The sequence below is a fragment of the Streptomyces netropsis genome (assembly GCF_014203545.1).
GTDB classification, from domain to species: Bacteria; Actinomycetota; Actinomycetes; order Streptomycetales; family Streptomycetaceae; genus Streptomyces; species Streptomyces netropsis.
The window spans coordinates 63,251-86,256 of record NZ_JACHJG010000011.1 but is presented as its reverse complement, the minus strand read 5'-3'; the positions used below and the strand labels follow the sequence as shown (position 1 = coordinate 86,256).

Sequence of the window (23,006 nt, the reverse complement as noted above, 5' to 3'; positions counted from 1 at the left end):
GCGCGCGGCAGCAGGTTGTGCGCTTTACGTTTCCGCACTTCTCTCCCGCGCTGATGTCGTGCGCTTCTGGCGAAAGGGGCAACACCATGATCGGCTCAGCAGGTGTGACGGCAATAGGCGGTACGCGATGACGCGTCGAGTAGTGATCACCGGAATCGGTGTGCGGACGCCGGGGGGAAATGGGGTCAAGGCCTTCTGGGAGCTGTTGACTTCCGGGCAGTCCGCCACCCGCCGCATCTCCCATTTCGATCCGTCGCCCTACCGCTCCCAGGTCGCCGCGGAGGCCGATTTCGACCCGGTGCACGAGGGGCTCTCCCCGCTGGAGATCCGCCGGATGGACCGCGCGTCGCAATTCGCCGTCACCTGTGCACGGGACGCGATTTCCGACAGCGGCCTGGAATTCGAGGAATTCGACCCGGGCCGGGTCGGGGTCAGTCTGGGCAGCGCGGTGGCCGCCGCGACCAGTCTCGAACAGGAATATCTCGTCCTGTCCGACAGCGGCCGGAACTGGCTCGTCGACCACACCAGCCTGTCGCCGCACATGTTCGACTACCTGGTACCGAGCGTGATGGCGGCGGAGGTGGCCTGGACCGTCGCGGCGGAGGGGCCGGTGGCCATGGTCTCCAACGGGTGCACCTCGGGAATCGACTCGGTGGGGCACGCCTGCCAGTTGATCCGTGAGGGCTCCTCGGACGTGATGCTGGCCGGCGCGTCGGACACCCCTGTCACCCCGATCGTCGTCGCCTGCTTCGACGCCATCAAGGCGACGAGCACACGCAACGACGATCCCGAGCACGCCTCGCGGCCGTTCGACGGATCCCGTAACGGATTCGTCCTCGCCGAGGGCGCCGCGATGTTCGTGCTCGAGGAATACGAGCACGCGAAGCGGCGGGACGCGCACATCTACGCGGAGATCTCGGGCTACGCCACGCGGTGCAACGCCTACCACATGACGGGGCTGAAGCCCGACGGCCGCGAGATGGCCGAAGCCATCCGGGTGGCGCTGGGCGAGGCCCGGATCGACGGCACCGAGATCGATTACATCAACGCGCACGGCTCGGGCACCAAGCAGAACGACCGCCACGAGACCGCCGCGTACAAGCGCAGCCTCGGTGGACACGCCTATCGGGTGCCCATCAGCTCCATCAAGTCGATGGTCGGGCATTCCCTCGGCGCGATCGGGTCGATCGAGATCGCCGCCTGCGCGTTGGCGATCGAGAACGGGGTCATCCCGCCGACGGCCAATCTGCGGCAGGCCGACCCGGAATGCGACCTCGACTACGTCCCGCTGACGGCCCGGGAGAAGCGGCTGCGCAGCGTCCTCACGGTCGGCAGCGGCTTCGGCGGATTCCAGAGCGCGATGATCCTGCGCGACGCCGGGGGTGCGGCGGCATGACGGAGAAGGTCTACGTCACCGGCATCGGTCTGCTCGCCCCGAACGGTGTGGGCCTCGAGCGGTACTGGGAGGCCGCCCTCGAAGGGCGTACGGGGATCGGCACCCTCACCCGTTTCGACGTCTCGGGCTATCCGATCCGGCTGGCCGGGCAGATCGACGACTTCGATGCCGCCGGTCACCTGCCCAGCAGGCTCCTGCCGCAGACCGACGCGTCCACACGGTTCGCCCTGGTGGCGGCGGACTGGGCGCTGGCCGACGCCAAGATCGAGCAGGGCGCCTTCGCCGACTACGAGATGGGCGTGGTGACCTCCAACGCCTCGGGTGGCTTCGAGTTCACCCACCGGGAGTTCAAGAAGCTCTGGTCGCAGGGGCCGGGTTCGGTCAGCGTCTATGAGTCCTTCGCCTGGTTCTACGCCGTGAACACCGGCCAGATCTCCATTCGCCACCAGCTGCGGGGGCCGAGCAGCGCGCTGGTCGCCGAGCAGGCGGGCGGTCTGGACGCCCTCGGGCACGCGCGCCGGACCGTGCTGCGCGGGACGCCCATGGTGGTCACCGGCGGCGTCGACTCGGCACTCGACCCCTGGGGTTGGGTGGCGCAGATCTCCAGCGGGCGGCTGAGCCCGGCGACCGACCCGCACCGCGCCTATCTGCCCTTCGACGCGGACGCGTGCGGTTACGTGCCCGGCGAGGGCGGCGCCCTCCTCGTCCTGGAGTCCGCCGGGGCGGCTCGCTCCCGGGCCGCCCAGCACGTCTACGGCGAGATCGCCGGGTACGCGACCACCTTCGACCCGCCGGCGGGCTCGTCGCGGCCGCCCGGGCTGCGCAGGGCCGCGGAGCTGGCCCTCGCCGACGCCGGGCTCGCCCCGGCGGAGATCGACGTGGTGTTCGCCGACGCTTCCGGGGTGCGGGAGCTGGACCGCGCCGAGGCGGCGGCGATCAGCGGGCTGTTCGGGCCGGGGGCCGTGCCGGTCACCGCGCCCAAGGCACTGACCGGCCGGCTCTACTCCGGGGGCGGGCCGGTGGACGTGGCGGGCGCTCTGCTGTCCATCCGGGACGGCGTCATCCCGCCGTCCGGCGGCACGACGGACGTGCCCGGGGAGTACGGGATCGACCTGGTGCGCGGTGCGCCGCGACCGTGCCGGGTGCGCTCGGCGCTGGTGCTGGCCCGGGGCAAGTGGGGGTTCAACTCCGCGATCGTCGTCCGTGCGGTGCCCGCCGAGCCCGCTCCCCCTTCCGTGAACACATCACCTTCGAGGAGTTGACCATGAGCAAGATGACCATCGACGACCTCCGTCGCGTGCTGATCGAATGCGCGGGCGAGACGGACGACGGCAGCCTCTCCGGCGACATCCAGGACCAGGACTTCGCGTCGCTCGGCTATGACTCGCTGGCGCTCATGGAGACCGCCGCGCGCATCACCGCGGAGTTCGGGGTGCAGATCCCGGACGAGCGAATCGCCGAGCTGCGCACGCCGCGCGAGGTGCTCGACCTCGTCAACGACGCGCTCGCCCAGCCGAGTTGACCGGGCGGGCATCAGATGGCCGACGACTTCAAGGAAGTGATGGCCCGGTTTCCGACCGGGGTAGCCATCGCCACGACCTGTGACGAGGACGGCGATCCTCATGGGCTGACGGTCAGCTCGTTCTGCTCGGTGTCCCTGGAACCGCCGCTGGTGCTGATCTGTGTGGCCAAGTCCGCCAAGTGCTTTCCGGTGTTCGCGCGGACCGGCGAGTTCGCGGTCAGCATGCTGCGCGAGCGCCATGTGGAGCTGGCGCTGAGGTTCGCGAACAGCAAGGCCAGGAAGTTCGGTGACGGTGGGTTCGTCCGGACCTCCCGAGGGGGCGTGGTCGTCGACAACGCCCTGGCGACGGTCGAATGCAAGGTGGACCGGCGGCACGACGCCGGCGACCACGTCATTCTCGTCGGCGAGGTCGTCGACCAACTGCTCTCCGACGCCGGAGGCCCCGCGGTCTATTTCAATCGGAAGTTCGCAGCGCTCAGCTCGGCGCAATGAATCCGGAAGGTGGTTGTTGTCCATGGGGTTCAGCCCCCCGGTCCGGCCGGTCGCCGTCGACGAGGAAACGCTGCGCGGTCATCTGGCGGACGCGGAGATTCCCGCGCTGCTGATGACGATCGCCCATCTGACGGGTGACGTGTCGGTGCTGCGCGAGGACCTCCGGGCGCCGGGCTGGCTGTTCGCGCCGCAGGGCGGGCTGACCGCCGAGCAGCAGGCCGAGGTCCGCGAGAGCGCGCTGGAGGTGCTTCTCCGGCCGGGCGGCGAGGTGCCGGAGGCGCTCCCGGAGCCGCCGGGCCGCGACCTGCTGCACGCGATCACGACCTGGGCCATGGGCTCGGACACCGAGGACCTGCTGCCGCTGCTGGCCGAGGAGCTCGTGGGCCCCGGCGACGACCCGAAGGCGCCCGGCTGGACCAGGGCCGGGCTGAGTCCCGGCAGCGATTTCCAGGTCGCCGTCATCGGGGCCGGATTCAGCGGCCTGCTGGCCGCCTACCGCCTCGCCCAGGCCGGCGTCCCCTTCGTCGTCTACGAGAAGAACCCCGACGTGGGGGGCACCTGGTTCGAGAACACCTACCCGGGCTGCCGGACCGATGTGGCCAGCCATCTCTACAACTACTCCTTCGCCCCGAAATACGACTGGCCCGATCACTTCTGCGGCCAGGACGTCGTCCTGGAATACCTCCGGGCGTTCGCGAAGGACTCCGGCGTCGGCGACCGGATCCGCTTCGGCATCGAGGTCTCCGCCATGCGGTGGGACGACGAGCGGTCCCTCTGGCACCTGACGCTGGACGGACCGGCCGGCGAGCGGACCGTCGTCCACCACGCCGTCATCAGCGCCGTCGGACAATTGAACCGGCCCCGGCTGCCGGACATACCCGGCCGGGACTCCTTCGCCGGCCGGGCGTTCCACTCCGCCGCCTGGGACCACGGGACCGACCTGTCCGGCAAGCGCGTCGCCGTCATCGGCACCGGCGCCAGCGCCTACCAGATCATCCCGGAGATCGCCGGGACCGCGTCCGAGGTCGTCGTCCTCCAGCGCAACCCACCGTGGCTCCGACCCACCCCGCACTACCACCGATCGGTGCCGGACAGCGCCCGCTGGCTGTTCGAGCACGTGCCCTACTACGCCCAGTGGTACCGGTTCTGGCTGTTCGCACCCGGCCTGCGGGGCATCCTCGAAGGGTGGGTCGTCGACCACGACCACCCGCCCACCGAGCGGGCCGTGTCGGCGCTCAACGACCGGCTGCGCGCCACCCTGCTCCAGGCGATGGAGGCTCAGCTGACCGACGCCCCGGAGCTGCGCGAGCTGGTGATCCCGGCGTACCCGGTCGGCGCGAAGCGGGTCCTGCGGGACGACGGTCGCTGGCTCGCCACCCTCAAACGGGACGACGTCCGGGTGGTGACCGCCCCGATCGAGCGGATGACCCCCTCCGGGCTCCGGGCCGGCGGCGAGGAGTTCGACGTGGACGTGATCGTCTACGCCACCGGTTTCGAGGCCTCCCGCTTCCTCACCCCGATGAGGGTGACCGGCCGCGGCGGCGTCGACCTCCACGACGGCTGGAACGGCGCGCCCCGGGCGTACCTCGGGATCACGGTCCCGGAGTTCCCCAATCTGTTCTGCATGTACGGACCGAACACCAATCTCGTGGGCCAGGGCGGCAGCATCGTCTACTTCTCCGAGTGCGCGGCCACGTACATACTCGATGCGATCCGGCTCCTGCTGGCGAGCGGCAGCCGCTCCCTGTCCGTCCGCGCGGAGGTGCACGACGCCTACAACGCCTGGGTGGACGCGGGCAACCGCGACCGTGCGTGGGGCTGGTCGAAGGTGGGCGGTTGGTACAACGAGGGCGGCCGTTCGGCCACCAACTGGCCTTATACGGCTGGTGATTACTGGCGGCTGACCCACGCCGTCGACCCCACCGAGTACGAGCTGCAGTGAATCGCTCCACAAGCCGCTTCCGAGCAAGCGAGGGTGACGAGAGATGAACGAAGCCAGCGGACCACTGACGGCGGCCGCACGGGACATCGCCCGGATCGCCGCCGGCCTCGCCGACGGCATGGACGGTGACCGTCAGCTCAGTGCGGACGTGATCAAGGCCATGATCGATGCGGGGTTCATGCGGCACTTCGTGCCGGCGGAGTTCGGCGGGCGGGCCGGTACGTTCCGGGAGTTGCTGGGCGCCGTGACGGCCATCGGCGAGCAGTGTGCGGCGTCCGCGTGGTGTGCCTCGCTGTTCGCGAGCACGCCCCGGCTCGTGTCGTTCTTCCCGCCGGAGGGCCGCCGGGAGGTGTGGGCCGACGGGCCGGACGCCGGTGTCGTCTGCTCGGTTCTTCCCTTCGGCGAAGCCGTCGCCGAGAAGGACGGCCTACGGGTGTCCGGGCGGTGGCCGTACATCAGCGCCATCGAGTTCGCCGACTGGGTGATCGTGTGCCCGAAGGTGCTCGGCGACGGTGAGCCGGAGCTGCGGCTGGTCGTCGTCCCCCGGGCGGAGTGCCAGGTCGAGGACACCTGGTTCAGCGTGGGGATGCGGGCGACCGGCAGCAATACCGTCGTGCTCGACGACGTCTTCGTCCCGGCCCACCGGGTCGGGGACCGGACGGCGGTGTTCGCCGGCCGTCCGGCGGATCCGGGCGCCGAGCCCCCGGCCGCCCCGCTGGCTCCGCTGGCCGCCGTGAACGGCCTGACGTTCGTGGTCCCCGCCCTCGGTGCGGCCCGTGGCGCGCTGGCCCTGTTGTCCGACTACCTCGGGAAGAAGATCCGTGACACGCCCGCGCTGCCGGGGGTGCCGGGCGTGGCGGGCAATCTGGCGACCTACGAGACCGTGCTGGCGCGCTCCGCCGCCGAGATAGACGCCGTGCAGCTGTTGCTGGAGCGGATCGCGGACCTGGCCGACCGCCAGGAGGAGTTCACTCCCGTGGAGGTCGCCAGGAACGCGCGGGACAGCGCGTTCGCCATCGAGGTGCTGGTCACCGCGGTGAATCGGATCTTCCGCACCGCGGGGACGAACGGGCAGGCGGCCGACGGCCCCTTGCAGCGGCTCTGGCGTGACGTCAATTCCATGGCCACCCATCAGGCACTCCAATTCGAGCCGACGGCCCGGAACTACACGCGGTCACTGTTCGCCAGGGCCTGATCCGGCACCTGACCGCCACCGAACCCGCATCAGAGCACCACCGGAACGCGAAGGAGCACACCGTGACCCGACCCCAGCCCTCCCCGGACCGCATCATGCAGATCGGCCTGGGCTTCGAAGCGTCGAAGACGCTACTGAGCGCCGTCGAGGTGGGCGTCTTCACCGAGCTGGCCAAGAGCCCGGCGGACGCCCCGGCCCTGCGCGACCGGCTGGGCCTGCACCCGCGCGCGGCGGGTGACTTCTTCGACACGCTGGTGGCGTTGGGCTTCCTCCGGCGGATCGACGGTGTCTACCACAACGCGGAGGACACGGACGCCTTCCTGGACCGGGCCAAGCCGTCCTACGCGCACGTCGGCGGCATGCTGGAGATGGCGAACGCGCGGCTGTTCGGCATCTGGAACCATCTGACCGACACCTTGCGCACGGGTGAGTCGCAGGACGAGTCGAAGTCCAGCGAATTGGACACCTACGACGCGCTCTACTCCGATCCCCTTCGCCTCAAGCAGTTCCTCGCGTCGATGACCAGCATCAGTCACACGGCCAATCTCAAGATCGCCGAGCAGGTGCCGTGGCAGGACTACCGGACCCTGGCCGACATGGGCACCGCCCAGGGCGACCTGGCGGTGCAGGTCCTGCTGGCGAATCCGCATCTGACCGGGGTCGGCTTCGACCTGCCGGCGGCCGCGCCGGTGTTCGACGAGTACGTCGAGGAGAACGGCCTGCGGGACCGGCTGCGGTTCGTGGGGGGCGACTTCTTCGCCGAGGAGCTGCCGTCGGCCGATGTCATCACCTTCGGCCACATCCTGCACAACTGGGACCTGGAGAAGAAGAAGCTCCTCCTGGAGAAGGCGTGGCACGCGCTGCCCAAGGGCGGTGCCGTGATCGTCTATGACGCGCTCATCGACGACGACCGGTCCGAGAACGCGTTCGCCCTGCTGATGAGCCTGACCATGCGGGCGGTGACCGACGGCGGTTTCGGTTACACCGCGGCCGAGTGCGTGGACTGGATGACCGAAGCCGGATTCACCCGCACCCGCACGGAGCACCTCGCCGGGCCCGACTCGATCGTGGTGGGAATCAAGGAGTGACGTGAGGCGAGGCCGCGACCTCGCCGATGGCCGCCTCCCCCAGGTGTACACGGCCCGGCGCCTGGACACGTACCCCCTGCACACCCCCCTGCACACGCGCAGACCTTCCGACAGAGGAGCACCGGATGTCCGATTCCCTGAAGGCGAACAAGGACCTCGTCTCCGAGTACATCGAGGCGTTCTACAACGACAAGGACTTCGACCGCGCGAAGTCGCTGCTCACCGAGGATTTCGCCAACCACCATCCCGGGGTCGGCGTGGGACGGAACCGGACGGTCGAGAGCTTCCGGGAGCAGGCCGCCCGGCCGTTCCCGGCGTTCTCGCTGACGGTCCGGCGCATGATCGCCGAGGGTGAGTTCGTCTGGACCCACAGCGTGGCCAGGATCGCCCCGGACGCGCCGCCGGCGGTCGTGGTCGACATCTGGCGCGTCGAGGACGGCAAGCTGGCCGAGCACTGGGATGTGGGGCAGGCCGTTCCCGAGGGCACCACCCTGGACGAGATGGTGTCGGACGCCCGATGACGGCCAGGATGCGAGCGATCACCCAACGGTCCTTCGGCGGACCGGAGGTGCTGGAGCTGACCGAGGTGGACCGTCCGCGTCCGTCGCTGAACGAGGTGCTCGTCCGGGTCCACGCGGCCGGGGTGAATCCGATCGACGCGCATGTGCGCTCCGGTGCCGTCCCCTTTCTGGGTCCGCCGCCGTTCACCCTCGGCTGGGACGTCTCCGGCGTGGTGGAGGAGGTGGCTCCGGGGGTCACCCGCTTCGCCGTCGGCGACGAGGTCTACGGCATGCCGCTCATTCCGCGCGCGGCGAGCGGGTACGCCGAATACCTCACGGCACCCTCCCGGCAGTTGGCCCGTAAGCCGGCCGCCCTCGACCACCCCGCGGCGGCCGGGCTGCCGCTGGCCGGGCTGACCGCCTGGCAGGCGCTGGTGGACGCGGCGGCGGTCGGGAGCGGTCAGCGGGTCCTGATCCACGCCGGCGGTGGCGGTGTGGGTCATCTGGCGATCCAGATCGCCAAGGCCCGGGGGGCCGAGGTCGTGACGACCGCGAGCGCGGCCAAGCACGACTTCGTCCGCCGGCTGGGGGCCGACGAGGTCGTCGACTATCGCGCGGTGGACTTCGCGGCCGTGGTCGGCAAGGTGGACGTCGTGCTCGACGGTGTGGGCGGTGACACCGCGATACGTTCGTTGGACGTGCTCAGGCCGGGCGGTTCCTTGGTCACGATCGTCGACATGCGCGATACCGGGCTCGCCGGCCGGGCGGCGGAGCGCGGTCTGCGGGTCGTCGGGGTGACCGCCGAGCCGGATCAGGTGGGGCTGGCGGCGCTCGCGGAGCTGGTCGACGCGGGCCGGCTACGGCCCCGGATCGACCGGATACTGCCGCTCGCCGAGGCCGTCGAGGCGCATCGGCTGATCGACTCGGGCTCCACCACGGGCAAGGTCGTCCTCACCATGTGAGACCGGGCGCGAGGAGGACCTGACGGACCACGCCGCCGGGTCCTCCCCCGTCCGTCCGCCGGGCGCTCTAGGTCACCAGTGACAGCGCGGTGGGGAATCCCGAGGCGCGGGCGAGCGCCGCCGCTTCGCCCCGGGAATTGACGCCGAGTTTCTTGAGGATCTTGGCCACATGGAATTTGACGGTGTGTTCGCTGATCTGGAGCTGCTGCGCGATCGCCCGGTTGCGGTGGCCGTGGACCAGCCGCTCGAGGACGTCCAGCTCACGGGGGTTGAGGCCGCCCAAGGGATCGCTGTGCGGGCGGTCGGGTGCGGTCAGCGGCAGCCGGGCGGTCACGATCGTGCCCCATTCCGGGACGGCGTCGACGTGCAGGGCGCCGTTGAGCGCCGCGACCCGGTCGGTGAGCCGGTGCACGGCGAGCGCCTCGGCGGCGAGTGTCCCCGGACCGTCGTCCCGGATGGTCGTCCGGAGTTCGGTGTCCTCGACCTGCCAGCTCACCCGGATCCGGCTGACCCCGCCCTGTTCGAGCATGGTCAGTACGGTGCCACGTGCCGTGGTGAGCGCGGCCCGGGCGATGTCCGCGGGCAACAGACGCTGCCGGCAGTCGGGCGGGGAGAACTCCAGCTCCACATTGCTGTACCGGGAGAGCAGACCCAGCATGTCGGACAGCCGCCCGAAGGCACCGCCGACCGTCTCCTCGGGCGGCAGCTCCTCGTCCTCACCGGTCGCCCGCAGCTCGACCAGGGCCGAGACCGCGATGTCGGTGGCGGTCCGGCGAGCGGCCTCGGCGTCGAGGGTGCGGGTGCGCAGGACGCCGAGCAGAGTGGTGAGCGTGGTGGCGTGGGCGTCGGTCAGATTGGCGACGACCCGGGCCCGCTCGCTGTTGGCGATCCAGGGGCCGGCCATGTCGACCGGCACCGCCTGGGGCATCAGGTCGATCACCCGTACGGTCGCGAGGTCCCACAGTTGCTGGATCACCGCGAGCACCCGCGGTTCGGGGGCGCTGCCGTCGGCCGGCAGCACCGCCAGCATGGCCCCCGCCGAGCCGGGTGGTGCGGAGGCCACGGCCAGCACCGGGCGGAGCGAGCCCGCGAGGCGTGCCTCGCCGAACCATGGTTTGCCGACGTCGACGTGCGTGGCGAGGGCCGCCAGCTCGGTGGAGGTGACGTCCTGCGTCAGCTCGGCGTCACCGTGATTCCACGTCGCCGACTTGGGACAGTCGCCGGTGAGCATGACCAGGGCGTGGTGCTGTATGAGGTCGGTCATGGCCTCCGACAGCGTGGACAGAATCTCCTTGAGGGGCGCCCGCATCAATGCTTTCGCCACAGCCAGCGTGCGCTGCGGGTCCCCCCAGTCCGCATACACCATATGTCGATGGTAGTGGACACCCCACCTCCGCCTACCGGCCTTCCGGCTAGTCCTGGCTAGCCGGAAGACTAGGCAGAGGCGTTCAGGACAATGTGTGGACACCTCGCCCCGGACGGCCGCGACTTCAGTAAACGTTCACTTCGATGACGCTAATCTGCCTCCTGCCCGGTGGATGATCCGCATCGACTGGCTCCCTCGGAAACCCGTAGAGCCCGCCTGACCCCATCTGCACCGGTCGGGCCATGATCATTTTTGGGATGGCGCTGACTCCATGACCTGGTTCGAATCTCTCATCCTCGGGCTCGTCCAGGGCTTGACGGAATTCCTGCCGATTTCGTCCAGCGCCCACCTGCGGCTGACCGCCGCGTTCGCGGACTGGCAGGATCCCGGAGCCGCATTCACCGCGATCACACAGATCGGCACCGAGACCGCCGTCATCATTTATTTCCGCAAGGACATCGCACGCATCGTCTCCGCCTGGTTCCGATCGCTGTTCGACCGCCGGATGCGTCATGACCACGACGCCAAGATGGGCTGGCTCGTGATCGTCGGCTCGATCCCCATCGGAGTGCTGGGCCTGCTGCTCAAGGACGCCATCGAGGGCCCGTTCCGCGATCTGCGGCTGATCGCCACCACGCTCGTCGTCATGGGCATCGTGCTGGGCTTCGCCGACCGGCTCGCGGCACGCGACGAGCAGGGCGGGCGCCACCGGGCCGTCAAGGAGCGCAAGAGCCTGGAGCAGCTCAATACCCGCGACGGGCTCATCTTCGGGGCCTGCCAGGCGATGGCGCTGATCCCGGGTGTCTCACGGTCCGGAGCGACGATCAGTGGCGGGTTGTTCATCGGCTACACCCGGGAGTCCGCCGCCCGCTATTCGTTCCTGTTGGCCATCCCCGCCGTCCTCGCGTCGGGCCTCTTCGAACTGAAGGACGCGGGTGAGGGGCACACGGCGTGGGGGCCGACGATTTTCGCCACGGTCATCGCCTTCGTGGTCGGCTACGCCGTCATCGCGTGGTTCATGCGGTTTATTTCGTCCAAGAGCTTCATGCCCTTCGTGATCTACCGCGTCCTGCTCGGTCTGCTGCTGTTCGCGCTGGTGGGGGCGGATGTGCTGAGCCCGCACGCGGGCGAGAACGCGGGCTGAGCCGGACAGTCCGCCCGTGTGCGGGACGGCGGAGGGCCGACGTCCACGGAACCGCGGCCGCGATACCGGCTCCTTTGTCAGCGGCCTCCCTTAACCTGTTGCCATGTCAACTACCGCTGCTCCCCCGCACCCGGACGCCACTGCCTTGAACGCCGCGATACGGGCGTTCCTGTCGGCGCGGCGCGGCCGGGCGCTGTCGGGATCCGAGCGGTCCGAGTACGAAGCACTACGGGCGCGGTGGGTGGCGGCCGTGCGGGCGGGGTTCGAGACGGCGGCGTGACGGGCCGCGGGCAGGGCCTGGAGGGGGCTCGTCAGGAGGAGGGGGCAAAGGAGCGCAGGACCTCGGCGGCGCGTCGTAGTCGGTCGTCGTGCTCCCGCCGCGCGGCGGTGAGTTCCTTCGCACGCTCCTTGATGAGCCGGTTCTGGTAAGCGGATTCCACCGCGCTCCACACACCGATGAGACGCGTCTTCTCCTTGCAGGCGACGTCCGCGCGGGCCGTGGCGATTTCCCGGGCGGAGGCGCGGGGTCCGGCCGCCATCGACCGAGGGGCGGCCAGCGGGTCGGTGTAGGAGAACCCGTCGCCCTTCATGCAGTCCGACCATTTCCGCAGCACGATGCGCACGCGCGCGTCATTCTTCGACTGTTCGAACGAGTCCATGTTCAGCTGCCGTACGACGAGAGCATCGGCCGGAAAGGAATCCGTGCCGGTGATCCTCTCTGCGGCCGCCGCGTTGCAGCCCTGGGGCGGGCTGCCGCCCGGCCCCGGCTTTCCGTCGGGTGTGCCCGACAGCGCCCGTTGCTGGCGCGCGGTGACCGGCGGGGGCGTCGGCGGCGTCGTACGCTCCGCCAAGTGGTAGCCGTAGCGGGCCGCTTGTTCGGGGGTGCTGATTCCGTACCGCCGCTCGTGCCGCGGCGGCTCGGCGGCGACCGCCGGTGCGGGTGGCAGCGGCACTCCCGCCCGCTTCATGCATGCCGCGACGAGCAGGTCCAGCGCCGACCGGAGCTTCTCGTGGTCCTCCCGCGAGAGGAAGTGGCCGTCCAGGGGCAGCGGGCCCGGCCGGGCACCGGCCGACGGGGTGGTGTGCACCGTCGGGGGTGCCGACGGCTCCGCGGCCGGTGCGTCCTCCTCGCCGCCCGTGGTGCAGGACGCCGTGATCAGGCAGGCGCCGCACGCGAGCAGCGCGATCGGGAGCCGGGACCTGCCGACGCGGCGGCGAGTCGGACGCGTCATGCGCTCTTGCCTCCCGGTGGGCTTCAGTTCACCAGGAACGAGGCATTGTCATTCTTGGTCTTCACCAGATTGATCGCGCTGCACGCCGGCACCGTGTCGTACGGGCCGCTCCATCCGCTGTTGACGAACACCTTCACATCGCCGTGGCACTGGCCGGGGAACTGATAGGTGGCGGAGGCGGCATTGTTCTTCACCGGCACGCCTTGTCCCGCGCCGGGGGTGAGGAATCTGCCCGCGTCCTTCAGGTTGGGAAATCCCTGGAACCCCGTGCTGAGGTCCCAGCCGGCCACCGAGCCCTGCTGGTTGGAGTTGTACCAGAGGCAGAATGCCCGGGCCCCGAGGCAATGGGGGTCCGGCGGTGCCGCCGCCTGGGCCGTGGGGGCGAGCGCGAGGGTCGCGGCACCCGTCAACGAGGCCGCGATGAGGGCATGCTTCAGTCGCATCGAACCACCTGCCATTCTGGGCGGACGTCGGGGCATTCACGTCCGGGCGAAAAGGGGGCACGTACGTTGCGTGCGCCTGGGCGTGACCTCGGAAAGGAAAAGCCCGGCTTTCGAGCAGGGCGAACCTAGCCCACCCGCAAAGAGCGTGTCCATGGCATCCATCCGGAATGGCGGGGTATGCCCGTACGAAGGTCCCGCGTATCGCCCCAAACCGCCCCGCGGGAGAGGGCCGGTGACCTGATTCCCTCCTACTCCGCCTTCTCGCGCGCCCATGCCCGCAGCGCCGCGCGGTCGTCGAACCGGCCGGCGTTACGGTCCAGATTGCCCGCCGAGCTGTACTGGTGGAACGTCCACGGGTGCTTGACGGCCGGGCGACCGGCCGGATGATCGGGGTCCGCGATCCACAGCCCGTCGCCCGCTTCGCTGGTCGTGTCGCGGTTGAGCCAGTAGTCGCGGTTGCAGTAGAGCACCACTTGATGGCCGGGCGCCTTGGCGCGCACATGGTTCAGCCAGCGGTCCTTGTCCTTGCAGGGGACCTTCGGTTCTTCCCAGTCGAGGGCCAGGACGTCCCCCGGCTGCAATTTAATCTTGCCGAGGAAGTAGTCCCCCTGCGCGGACATGGACCCGGCCGTGACGTAGTGGTAGTAGCCGACCACGAGTCCCGCCGCCCGGGCCCGGTCGCGCTGGGCCACCCATTTCGGGTTGGTGTAGGAGACACCTTCGGTGACCTTGACGAAGACGAAGTCGTATCCGTCCACCGGGTACTTCTCGCTCTGGTAACTGCTGACATCGATGCCGTGAATCATGCCGGCCTCCTCCGCATTCCGGACAGCACGACAAGGGAGCGTCAGCAGTATCGATCCGGACCGGCGCATTGGCGAGAGCTCCGACATCCGGTGGGGATACTCATACGAAACGTTCGCCCTGCCCGCGGGGAGAAAGCCGCTAAGCCTTTACAGTCGGCCGGGGTCCGTATGCGGCAGCGCCCACGGCGAGCGTGCGCGGGCGGTGCCGGCCGGCCGCCGTGCGCAGCGCCAGGTCCGCCAGCGCCTCGGGGGCGCCGCGCTGTCCCCGGACACCGGGGAAGGCGTTGATGTCGACGATCAGCGGCGCTCCCGCCACGTCGAGGAGGTCGACCCCGTACACGTCGAGCGCGAAGACCTCGCCGACGCGCCGCACCACGTCGAGCCAGTCCGCGGGCAGGTCGCGCACCGGCAGCGGGCGGGTCCGCGCGGCCGCGGGCGCGGCCAGTTCCGACCGGCGGAACTCGGCGAACACCGCGTCCCCGATCACCCAGAGTTTGTGGTCCCAGCCGTCGTTCGGGGTGAACTGCTGGACGACCACCGGCTCGTCGCGCCACTCGGCGGCCAGCGACCGCAGCCGTGCGGTGTCGTCGACGCGGGCCACCAGGTCGTGGCGCCGGCTGTGGCGGCTCTTGACCACCACGGGAACGGTCAGGGACGCGTCCGTCTCCATCAGGTGCCCGAGGCGGGGCGCGGTGGTCGTGGCGACGAAGGGCAACCCGGCACTCAGGGCCAGGTCTGCCATGGCCGTCCGGTCCTGGCACAGCTCGGTCGCCGCGGCCGAGTTCAGGACCGGTGCCCCGTTCGCCTCCAGATGGCGGGCGAGGGCCAGGGCCCGGGGCGTCCGGGTCTTCATCAGATAGACGTCGGCGAGCGCGGACGGGTCCACCGAGCGGGCGGCCGGGCCGCTGCCCGCGCCGGGGTCCAGGGTCTCGACCCGGTGGCGGGGCGTCAGTAGCTCGGTGGTCGCGGCCAGCAGCGGGTGATCCGGAGCGGGCGTCAGCAGACAGACCCTCATGCGGTGCCGCCGACCGGGGCGGAGGCCGATGCCGACTCGGCCGGAAGGTTCGGGAGGTCCAGGGCGGACGGGGCGTACGGGGAGGAAGCGAAGGAAGAGGTGTACGGACCGGATGCCGTCCCGGGCGCCTGTGTACCGGCGTGGGCCAGTCGCAGGACGGCCCACGCCACCCGGGCCACCGCGTCCGGCACCTGACGGAAGCTCGGGAAGTCGTTGACGTCCACGACCACCGGGCCGTCCGGACCGAGGACGACGTCCAGCCCGTACAGGTCGAGGCCGAAAGCCGCCCCGACCTCGGCGGCGATCGCCGCCACCTCGGCGGTCAGCGGCACCTGGCGCTCACGGCCCGGCCGGTCGGGGTGCAGCGGGGAGCAGCGTTCGGTCGCGAAGAACTCGCCGTCGACGCAGTACACCTTGAGGTCCACGCCCGCGTTGGGCACGTACGGCTGGGCTATCAGCATGCCCTCACCGGCGCCCTCCCGTCCGGAGGCCACCAGTTCCCCCGGGGTCGGCACCAGCCGGACCGCCCGCCCCGAGCTGCCGTCGGCGGGCTTGACCACCAGTGGGTACTCGGCCGCGGGTATCTCCGCGAACTCCTCCGGCCGGGCGGCCGCGTAGGTCACCGGGACGGGCAGTCCGTGGCGTTCGGCGATGACCGCGGCCAGCGCCTTGTCGCGCACCCCGCGGATCGCGCGGGCGTCGTTCACCGTGGTCAGACCGATGGTGGCGGCCGCTTCCAGCAGCGTCAGCCCCGGTCCGCCGGACACCGTTTTGAGCACCCAGGCGTCGTGGTCGCCCGCGCGTACCGTCTCGGAGAGTCTCAGCAGCGAGCTGCCGGGGCGCACCACATCCACCCGGTGACCCCAGGCAGTCAGTTGGCGGATCACGTTCACCGGCATGCCGTCGTGCCGGTACTGCTCCTCCACCAGGAAGCAGAGTCTCATTGGTGCATCCTCGAATCCCGGACGTCCGCCGATCCCGTCCGGCAGAACTGTGACCGGCTCAGGATGTCATGGGCGTTCGGACAAGAGCTTCCGGGCTGTCGGTATTGCGCCGGGGCCGCGCACCGCGCCCACCGGCCGTCCCGTCGGGCGCTCGGCACCGCTTCCACCACACACCGATTAACTTGACAACATCAATCATTGGTATTTACATGTATTATTACTTGAAACCCTAAAGCTTTCGACCGGCAAGGAAACCGAGGACACCATGCGACCCCACGAGTCCGAGCAGCCCGCCGACGCCGTCGCCCGGCTGCGCGCGTTCTTCCGCACCGGCGGCACCAAGCCCCTGGCCTGGCGCACCGGGCAGCTGCGCGCGCTGCGCGCCATGCTCACCGAGCGGGGCGAGGACTTCGCCGAGGCTCTCCGCGCGGACCTGGGCAAGAGCCGGGCCGAGGCGTACCGCACCGAGATCGACTTCACCGTGCGCGAGATCGACCACACCCTGGAGCACCTGGAGGACTGGCTGCGCCCCGAGCCCGCCGCCGTGCCGGCCCGCCTGGGTGCGGACGCCTCGGCGTGGACGGTCCTCGACCCGCTGGGCGTCGTCCTCGTCATCGCCCCCTGGAACTATCCGGCGCAGCTGCTGCTGGCTCCCGTCGTCGGGGCGCTCGCCGCGGGCGACTGCGTGGTGGCCAAGCCCAGCGAGCTGGCCCCCGCCACCTCGGCGGCCCTCGCCCGGTATCTGCCCGAGTACCTCGACGCACGGGCGGTGGCCGTGGTGGAGGGCGGCGTTCCGGAGACCACGGCCCTGCTGGAGCAGCGTTTCGACCACATCTTCTACACCGGCAACGGCGTCGTGGGACGGATCGTCATGACGGCCGCGGCCCGGCACCTCACCCCGGTCACGCTGGAGCTCGGCGGCAAGTCACCGGTCTTCGTCGACCGGGGTACGGACGTGCGGACGGTGGCGGCCCGGCTCGCGGCGGGCAAGTTCCTCAACGCCGGCCAGACCTGTGTGGCGCCCGACTACGTGCTGACCGACCCGGAGACCGCCCGCGCCCTGGAGCCCGCCCTGGCCGAGGCGGTCGGTGCCCTGTACGGAAGCGACCCCGCCGCGTCCGGCGAGTACGGCCGGATCGTGAACACCCGGCACTTCGACCGGCTGACCGCGCTCCTGGACTCCGGGCGGCTCGTCGTCGGAGGCGGGCACGACCGGGCGGCGAAGTACATCGCGCCGACCGTGCTGGCCGGCGTCGACCCCGGCTCCCCCGTCATGCGGGAGGAGATCTTCGGGCCGATCCTGCCGATCGTCGAGGTGCCGGGGCTCGACGAGGCGATCGACTTCGTCAACGAGCGGGACAAGCCGCTGGCCCTGTACGCGTTCACCGAGTCGGACGCCACCCGGCGGCGGCTGGCGGAGGAGACCTCCTCGGGGGGCCTCGGGTTCGGGCTGCCGCTGGCGCACCTCACCGTCCCGGAGCTGCCGTTCGGCGGGGTCGGCGAGAGCGGCATGGGCCGTTACCACGGCCGCTATTCGATCGAGACGTTCAGCCACCGCAAGGCCGTGCTCGACAAGCCGCTGGCGGCCTGACCGCTCGGGCCGGGTGCCCGGTCCGGAGCCGACGCCGCGTCAGGCCCCGGACCGGCCCGGGGCGGATCCCCCGCCGTCGCGCGGGGCGCGGAACGCCTCCAGCAGCCGCTCGGCGGCCAGGCTCGCCGGCAGCGTGCCCTCGCGCACCCGCTGTTCGAGGCCGGGGCCCGTGCGGCGCACCTCGGGATGGTCGCGCAACTCGGCGAGGAGCTGTTCACGGACCATGGTCCAGGTCCAGTCGACCTGCTGCTCCCGGCGTCTGGCGGCCAGTTCGCCCGTGGCCTCGAGGACTCGTCGGTGCTGTTCCAGCCGCTCCCACAAGGTGTCGAGGCCGGTGCCCTCCCGTGCGCTGCACGTCAGCACGGGCGGGTTCCAGGCCGCGTCGGGCGCTTGGAGCAGGCGCAGCGCACCGGCCAGTTCGCGGGCGGCGGACTTGGCGTCGCGTTCGTGCGGGCCGTCGGCCTTGTTGACGGCGACGATGTCGGCCAGCTCCAGGACGCCCTTCTTGATGCCCTGGAGCTGATCGCCCGTGCGGGCGAGGGTGAGCAGCAGGAAGGTGTCGACCATGTTGGCGACGGCGGTCTCCGACTGGCCGACGCCGACGGTCTCGACCAGCACGACGTCGTAGCCCGCCGCCTCCATCACGACCATCGTCTCGCGGGTGGCCTTGGCCACGCCGCCGAGGGTGCCAGCCGTGGGTGAGGGCCGGACGAACGCCGCGGGGTCGACGGCGAGCCGCTCCATGCGGGTCTTGTCGCCGAGGATGCTGCCGCCCGTGCGGCTGGAGGAGGGGTCGACGGCCAGCACCGCGACCCGGTGGCCGAGGCCGGTGAGCAGGGTGCCGAGGGCGTCGATGAAGGTGGACTTGCCCACGCCGGGCACGCCGGTGATGCCGATCCGGCGTGCCGTGCCCGCGTGCGGCAGCAGCTCGGTGAGCATCCGCTGGGCGGCCTCCCGGTGATCGGCCCGTACCGATTCGACCAGGGTGATGGCGCGGGCGACGGTCGCCCGCTTGCCGTCCAGCACGCCCTTGACGTAGGCGTCGACATCGATCGCCCGGCGCGGGACGGCCTTACGGGGAACCGTCTCGCGGGGATCGGCCTCGCGGGGATCACTCTCGGGAGAAAAGGGAGCCATCAGCGATCCGGGCTCACAGCTCGTGGCCGAGGACCCCGGCGAGGGTCTTCAGCAGGTCGTGGGCCGCGTCCGGGATGACCGTTCCGGGCGGGAAGACCGCCGCGGCGCCCATCTCCCGCAGTGTCGGGATGTCCTGCGGCGGGATGACCCCGCCCACGACGATCATGATGTCCTCCCGGCCCTCCTCCGCCAGGCACTCGCGCAGCGCGGGCACGAGCGTGAGGTGGCCGGCGGCGAGCGAGGAGACGCCGACGATGTGCACATCGGCCTCCACCGCCTGCCGGGCGACCTCCTCCGGCGTCTGGAAGAGCGGGCCGACGTCGACATCGAAGCCGAGGTCGGCGAAGGCGGTGGCGATCACCTTCTGGCCGCGGTCGTGGCCGTCCTGGCCCATCTTGGCGACCAGGATGCGGGGGCGGCGGCCGTCCTCCCGCTCGAACGCCTCCACCACGGCGCGGGTGCGCTCCACCCCGGACGAGGGTCCGGCTTCGTCGCGGTACACACCGGAGATCGTACGGATCTGGCCGGCGTGCCGTCCGTACACCTTCTCCAAAGCGTCGGAGATCTCGCCGACGGTCGCCTTGGCGCGGGCGGCGTTCACGGCGAGCGCGAGGAGGTTGCCCTCCAGGCCGCCGCCCTCCTGGTGGCCGGCGCCGGCCGCGGCGGTGAGCGCGCGCAGCGCGTCCTGGCAGGCCTGCTCGTCGCGCTCGGCGCGCAGTCGCCGCAGCTTGTCGATCTGCTGGGCGCGCACGGAGGAGTTGTCGACCTTGAGGACGTCGATCTGCTCGTCGCTGTCGACGCGGTACTTGTTGACGCCGATCACCGGCTGGCGCCCGGAGTCGATGCGGGCCTGGGTGCGGGCCGCGGCCTCCTCGACGCGCAGCTTGGGGATGCCCGCGTCGATGGCCTGGGCCATGCCGCCGGCCGCCTCGACCTCCTGGATGTGCTGCCAGGCGCGGCGGGCGAGGTCGTGGGTGAGCCGCTCGACGTAGGCGCTGCCGCCCCAGGGGTCGATCACCCGGCAGGTCCCGGACTCCTGCTGGAGGAGGAGCTGGGTGTTGCGGGCGATGCGGGCGGAGAAGTCGGTGGGCAGGGCGAGGGCCTCGTCGAGGGCGTTGGTGTGCAGCGACTGGGTGTGTCCCTGGGTCGCCGCCATGGCCTCGACGCAGGTGCGCGCCACGTTGTTGAAGACGTCCTGCGCGGTGAGCGACCAGCCGGAGGTCTGCGAATGGGTGCGCAGCGACAGCGACTTGGTGTTCTGCGGCTCGAACTGCTTGACGAGTCTGGCCCACAGCAGCCGGGCCGCCCGCAGCTTGGCGATCTCCATGAAGAAGTTCATGCCGATCGCCCAGAAGAACGACAGCCGGGGCGCGAAGGCGTCCACGTCCAGTCCGGCGCCGAGCCCGGCGCGCAGGTACTCCACACCGTCGGCGAGGGTGTAGGCCAGCTCCAGGTCGGCCGTGGCTCCGGCTTCCTGGATGTGGTAGCCGGAGATGGAGATGGAGTTGTAGCGCGGCATCTTCTGCGAGGTGTACGCGAAGATGTCCGAGATGATCCGCATCGAGGGCCGGGGCGGATAGATGTAGGTGTTGCGGACCATGAACTCCTTGAGGATGTCGTTCTGGATGGTCCCGGCCAGCTTCTCGGGCGGTACGCCCTGCTCCTCGGCGGCGACGATGTAGAGGGCGAGGACGGGCAGTACGGCCCCGTTCATCGTCATCGACACGCTCATCTTGTCCAGCGGGATGCCGTCGAAGAGCTGCCGCATGTCGTAGATGGAGTCGATGGCGACGCCGGCCATGCCCACGTCGCCGGTGACGCGCGGGTGGTCGCTGTCGTAGCCGCGGTGGGTCGGCAGGTCGAAGGCGACGGAGAGACCCTTCTGGCCGGCCGCCAGGTTGCGGCGGTAGAAGGCGTTGGACTCCTCGGCCGTGGAGAATCCGGCGTACTGCCGGATGGTCCAGGGCTGATTGACGTACATCGTCGGGTAGGGGCCGCGCAGGTAGGGCGCGACGCCCGGGTAGGTGGCGAGGAAGTCCAGCCCGTCGAGGTCCTCGGCGGTGTAGAGCGGCTTGACGCCGATGCCCTCGGGGGTCTCCCAGACGAGGTCCTCGGCGCTCTTGCCGGTGCTCTCCTTCAGGGCCGCCCGCCACTGGCCGGGGTCGGCCGGGCCGTCGGCCCCGGTGTGCGGAGGGCCCAGCTCGATGTCGGTGAAGTCCGGGACCCCGCCCGTCCGGCCGGGGCTTCCCGGCGCTCCCGTGCTGCCCTGCATCACGCCACTCCCATACGGTCGAGGACGGAGGTCAGGACGGCGACCGCGTCGCCGCCCGCGACGACGAACTCGTCGACTCCGGCCCGTAGATATGCTTCCCGCCGCTCGCCCGGCGCTCCCGCGAGATACAGCCATCGCGCTCCCGCCGCCTTGAGGGCGGTCGCGACGTCCTCGGCCCGCTCCGCGTACAGCTTGTCGCTGGAGCACAGGCAGGCCACGGTGGCTCCGCTGTCGGCGAAGGCCTTGGCGGCGGTGTCCGCGTCGACGCCGAGGGGGCCGCCACCGGGCACGGCCTCGATGCCGCCGGCCTGGAACAGGTTGGCGGCGAAGGTCGCGCGGCCGGTGTGGGCCGCGGCGGGGCCCAGATTGGCCAGAAACACCCGCGGCCGGGCCCCGGTCCGTGCCAGGTGCGCGTCGGAGCGGGCCCGCAGCGCCTCGAACGCCTCGTCGCGGCGGACCCTCGGCAGGCCGCCCGAGGCCGGCGCGGCGGCCGGTGCCTCGCGCCGCACCGGCTCCTCGGCCAGGTTCGGGAACTCGCTGACGCCCGTGATCGGTTCCTTCCGGGTCGCGAGCCGCGCGGACCGCTGCTGCCAGGTGTCCGCCAGCCGCTCCCCCACGAGCCCGGAGCCGAGCGCCGCGGCGTGACCGCCGGCGCGCTCGATCTCCTGGAACCAGGCCCAGGCCGCGTGGGCGAGCTCGTCGGTCAGCCGCTCCACGTACCAGGAGCCGCCGGCCGGGTCGATGACCCGGGCCAGGTGGGACTCCTCCAGCAGGATGGAGGAGGTGTTGCGGGCGATCCGGCGGGCGAAGGCGTCCGGCAGGCCGAGGGCGTCGTCGAAGGGCAGTACGGTCACGGAGTCGGCGCCGCCCACTCCGGCGCCCAGCGCGGCGACGGTGGTGCGCAGCATGTTCACCCACGGGTCGCGACGGGTCATCATGACCGAGGAGGTGACGGCGTGTTGGCGCTGTGCTGCCGCGCCCGGGGTCGCGCCGCACACCTCGGCGACCCTGGCCCACAGCCGGCGCGCGGCGCGCAGCTTGGCGATGGTCAGGAACTGGTCGGCGGTGGCCGCGTAGCGGAACTCCAGCTGCGCGCAGGCCGCTTCGGTGCCCAGCCCCGCCGCGGTGAGCGCTCGGAGGTAGGCGACGCCGGTGGCGAGGGAGCAGCCGAGTTCCTGGGCGGCCGATCCGCCGGCCTCGTGGTAGGGCAGCGCGTCGACGGTCAGGGCCCGGAGGCCGGGGTAGTCGCGGGCGCACAGCGCGGCGAGCTCGGCGGCGGCCGCCAGGGGCTCGGCCGGGTCGCCGTCGGTGCCCGTACGGGCCAGGGTGCCCAGTGGGTCCGCGCCGAGGTTGCCCATCGCCGCGTGCGGCGCGACCCCGCGCTCGTCGTAGAGGCGCAGCAGCTCGCGGGCGGCGGCCCCGGTCTCGGTGCCCGCGTCGAGTACGACGGGTGCGAGGTCCAGGTAGACGCCCTCCAAGGCGGCCGCGAGGCCGTCCGTGGGCAGGCCCGCCGCGCCGACGGTCAGCCAGAGGGAGGTGACGCCGTTCTCGAGGTCGGCGAGTACGGCGTCGTTCGCGCGCCGGGGGTCCGGGAGGGCGTGGCGCTGGCGGACGTCCCACCCCGCGACGGCGGTGCCCGCCACGCGTCCGCCCCGGACGAACGGCGGGAAGCCGGGATAGCCGGGCCCGGCGGGGCCCGTACCGGCCGCTTCGGCGTCCTCGGCGGTATAGAGCGGGCGGGTGGTGAGCCCGTCCTGGAGTGCGGTGTTCAGCGCGTCCTCGGCCGCCGAGCCCGTGGCATCCGCCGTGCCCGCTTTGCGTAGTACGCCCTCGACAAGGCGCTGCCACTGCTCACGGGTCGCGTCCGGGAACTCGGCGGCCAGGGAGAAGCCGTCATCAGGCTGGACCGTCATGGGGGGAAGGCTAGGGCGCGGACGCGTCCCGTAGCAGGGGCAACCG

21 protein-coding genes are annotated in these 23,006 nt (G+C 71.1%); 12 read left to right on the top strand and 9 right to left on the bottom strand.

Features of this window, described 5'->3' with window-relative positions; genetic code table 11:
• Positions 1 to 127: 127 nt before the first annotated feature.
• The 9 genes from FHS38_RS24350 (at position 128) to FHS38_RS24310 (ending at position 9,097) form a co-directional block, all read left to right on the top strand.
• A complete protein-coding gene (locus FHS38_RS24350; RefSeq protein WP_184736800.1) occupies positions 128 to 1,396 on the top strand; it encodes a beta-ketoacyl-[acyl-carrier-protein] synthase family protein in 1,269 nt (422 codons plus the stop codon).
• A complete protein-coding gene (locus tag FHS38_RS24345; protein WP_184736798.1) occupies positions 1,393 to 2,658 on the top strand; it encodes a ketosynthase chain-length factor in 1,266 nt (421 codons plus the stop codon). Before FHS38_RS24350 ends, FHS38_RS24345 begins: the two co-directional genes overlap by 4 nt.
• A gap of 2 nt (positions 2,659 to 2,660) precedes the next feature.
• A complete protein-coding gene (locus FHS38_RS24340) occupies positions 2,661 to 2,918 on the top strand; it encodes an acyl carrier protein (RefSeq protein ID WP_130876636.1) in 258 nt (85 codons plus the stop codon).
• Between the two features lie 15 nt (positions 2,919 to 2,933).
• Positions 2,934 to 3,410 carry a flavin reductase family protein gene (locus FHS38_RS24335; RefSeq protein WP_184736796.1) on the top strand — a complete coding sequence of 159 codons (477 nt, stop codon included), beginning with the start codon at positions 2,934 to 2,936 and terminating at the stop codon, positions 3,408 to 3,410.
• Positions 3,411 to 3,432: 22 nt separating this feature from the next.
• Entirely contained in the window at positions 3,433 to 5,352 is a 1,920-nt protein-coding gene (locus FHS38_RS24330; RefSeq protein ID WP_184736794.1) for a flavin-containing monooxygenase, read from the top strand.
• Positions 5,353 to 5,395: 43 nt separating this feature from the next.
• Positions 5,396 to 6,547 (top strand): acyl-CoA dehydrogenase family protein, encoded by a 1,152-nt coding sequence (locus tag FHS38_RS24325; RefSeq protein WP_184736792.1) that lies wholly within the window; start codon positions 5,396 to 5,398, stop codon positions 6,545 to 6,547.
• A gap of 62 nt (positions 6,548 to 6,609) precedes the next feature.
• Entirely contained in the window at positions 6,610 to 7,635 is a 1,026-nt protein-coding gene (locus tag FHS38_RS24320) for a methyltransferase (protein WP_229822075.1), read from the top strand.
• Between the two features lie 125 nt (positions 7,636 to 7,760).
• A complete protein-coding gene (locus FHS38_RS24315) occupies positions 7,761 to 8,156 on the top strand; it encodes a nuclear transport factor 2 family protein (RefSeq protein ID WP_184736790.1) in 396 nt (131 codons plus the stop codon).
• Positions 8,157 to 8,164: 8 nt separating this feature from the next.
• A complete protein-coding gene (locus tag FHS38_RS24310) occupies positions 8,165 to 9,097 on the top strand; it encodes an NADP-dependent oxidoreductase (protein WP_184736788.1) in 933 nt (310 codons plus the stop codon).
• Between the two features lie 67 nt (positions 9,098 to 9,164).
• Here FHS38_RS24310 and FHS38_RS24305 read toward each other — a convergent pair whose 3' ends face one another.
• Complete coding sequence (locus FHS38_RS24305; protein ID WP_184736787.1) at positions 9,165 to 10,463, bottom strand: helix-turn-helix transcriptional regulator; 1,299 nt, start codon at positions 10,461 to 10,463, stop codon at positions 9,165 to 9,167.
• Between the two features lie 271 nt (positions 10,464 to 10,734).
• Here FHS38_RS24305 and FHS38_RS24300 point away from each other — a divergent pair, with 271 nt between their 5' ends.
• Both FHS38_RS24300 and FHS38_RS24295 read left to right on the top strand, forming a co-directional pair.
• Positions 10,735 to 11,607, top strand: a complete 873-nt coding sequence (locus FHS38_RS24300) for an undecaprenyl-diphosphate phosphatase (RefSeq protein WP_184736785.1) — start codon at positions 10,735 to 10,737, stop codon at positions 11,605 to 11,607.
• A gap of 103 nt (positions 11,608 to 11,710) precedes the next feature.
• A complete protein-coding gene (locus FHS38_RS24295) occupies positions 11,711 to 11,887 on the top strand; it encodes a hypothetical protein (RefSeq protein ID WP_184736784.1) in 177 nt (58 codons plus the stop codon).
• A 31-nt stretch (positions 11,888 to 11,918) separates the two neighbouring features.
• Here the strand turns inward: FHS38_RS24295 and FHS38_RS24290 are convergent, their stop codons facing one another.
• The 5 genes from FHS38_RS24290 to FHS38_RS24270 all read right to left on the bottom strand — a co-directional run bounded on the left by FHS38_RS24290 (position 11,919) and on the right by FHS38_RS24270 (position 16,047).
• Positions 11,919 to 12,839, bottom strand: a complete 921-nt coding sequence (locus tag FHS38_RS24290) for a hypothetical protein (RefSeq protein ID WP_184736783.1) — start codon at positions 12,837 to 12,839, stop codon at positions 11,919 to 11,921.
• 23 nt (positions 12,840 to 12,862) lie between these two features.
• A complete protein-coding gene (locus FHS38_RS24285) occupies positions 12,863 to 13,282 on the bottom strand; it encodes a hypothetical protein (protein WP_184736782.1) in 420 nt (139 codons plus the stop codon).
• A 248-nt stretch (positions 13,283 to 13,530) separates the two neighbouring features.
• Complete coding sequence (locus tag FHS38_RS24280; RefSeq protein ID WP_184736781.1) at positions 13,531 to 14,088, bottom strand: glycoside hydrolase family 25 protein; 558 nt, start codon at positions 14,086 to 14,088, stop codon at positions 13,531 to 13,533.
• Between the two features lie 139 nt (positions 14,089 to 14,227).
• The gene (locus FHS38_RS24275; RefSeq protein ID WP_184736780.1) at positions 14,228 to 15,103 is read right to left on the bottom strand and encodes an ATP-grasp domain-containing protein; all 876 of its coding nucleotides are present in this window, start codon (positions 15,101 to 15,103) and stop codon (positions 14,228 to 14,230) included.
• Positions 15,100 to 16,047 (bottom strand): ATP-grasp domain-containing protein, encoded by a 948-nt coding sequence (locus FHS38_RS24270; RefSeq protein WP_184736778.1) that lies wholly within the window; start codon positions 16,045 to 16,047, stop codon positions 15,100 to 15,102. The genes FHS38_RS24275 and FHS38_RS24270 overlap by 4 nt, the downstream gene beginning before the upstream one ends.
• A gap of 265 nt (positions 16,048 to 16,312) precedes the next feature.
• Here FHS38_RS24270 and FHS38_RS24265 point away from each other — a divergent pair, with 265 nt between their 5' ends.
• A complete protein-coding gene (locus tag FHS38_RS24265) occupies positions 16,313 to 17,638 on the top strand; it encodes an aldehyde dehydrogenase family protein (RefSeq protein WP_184736776.1) in 1,326 nt (441 codons plus the stop codon).
• A gap of 39 nt (positions 17,639 to 17,677) precedes the next feature.
• On the opposite strand, the gene meaB is transcribed toward FHS38_RS24265, so the two are convergent.
• The 3 genes from meaB to mutA are packed head-to-tail and all read right to left on the bottom strand — an operon-like array spanning position 17,678 to position 22,960.
• Positions 17,678 to 18,775 carry a methylmalonyl Co-A mutase-associated GTPase MeaB gene (gene meaB, locus FHS38_RS24260; protein ID WP_184736774.1) on the bottom strand — a complete coding sequence of 366 codons (1,098 nt, stop codon included), beginning with the start codon at positions 18,773 to 18,775 and terminating at the stop codon, positions 17,678 to 17,680.
• A 13-nt stretch (positions 18,776 to 18,788) separates the two neighbouring features.
• Entirely contained in the window at positions 18,789 to 21,047 is a 2,259-nt protein-coding gene (gene scpA / locus FHS38_RS24255; RefSeq protein WP_184736773.1) for a methylmalonyl-CoA mutase, read from the bottom strand.
• Positions 21,047 to 22,960 (bottom strand): methylmalonyl-CoA mutase small subunit, encoded by a 1,914-nt coding sequence (mutA, locus tag FHS38_RS24250; RefSeq protein ID WP_184736772.1) that lies wholly within the window; start codon positions 22,958 to 22,960, stop codon positions 21,047 to 21,049. The genes scpA and mutA overlap by 1 nt, the downstream gene beginning before the upstream one ends.
• Positions 22,961 to 23,006 lie beyond the last annotated feature (46 nt).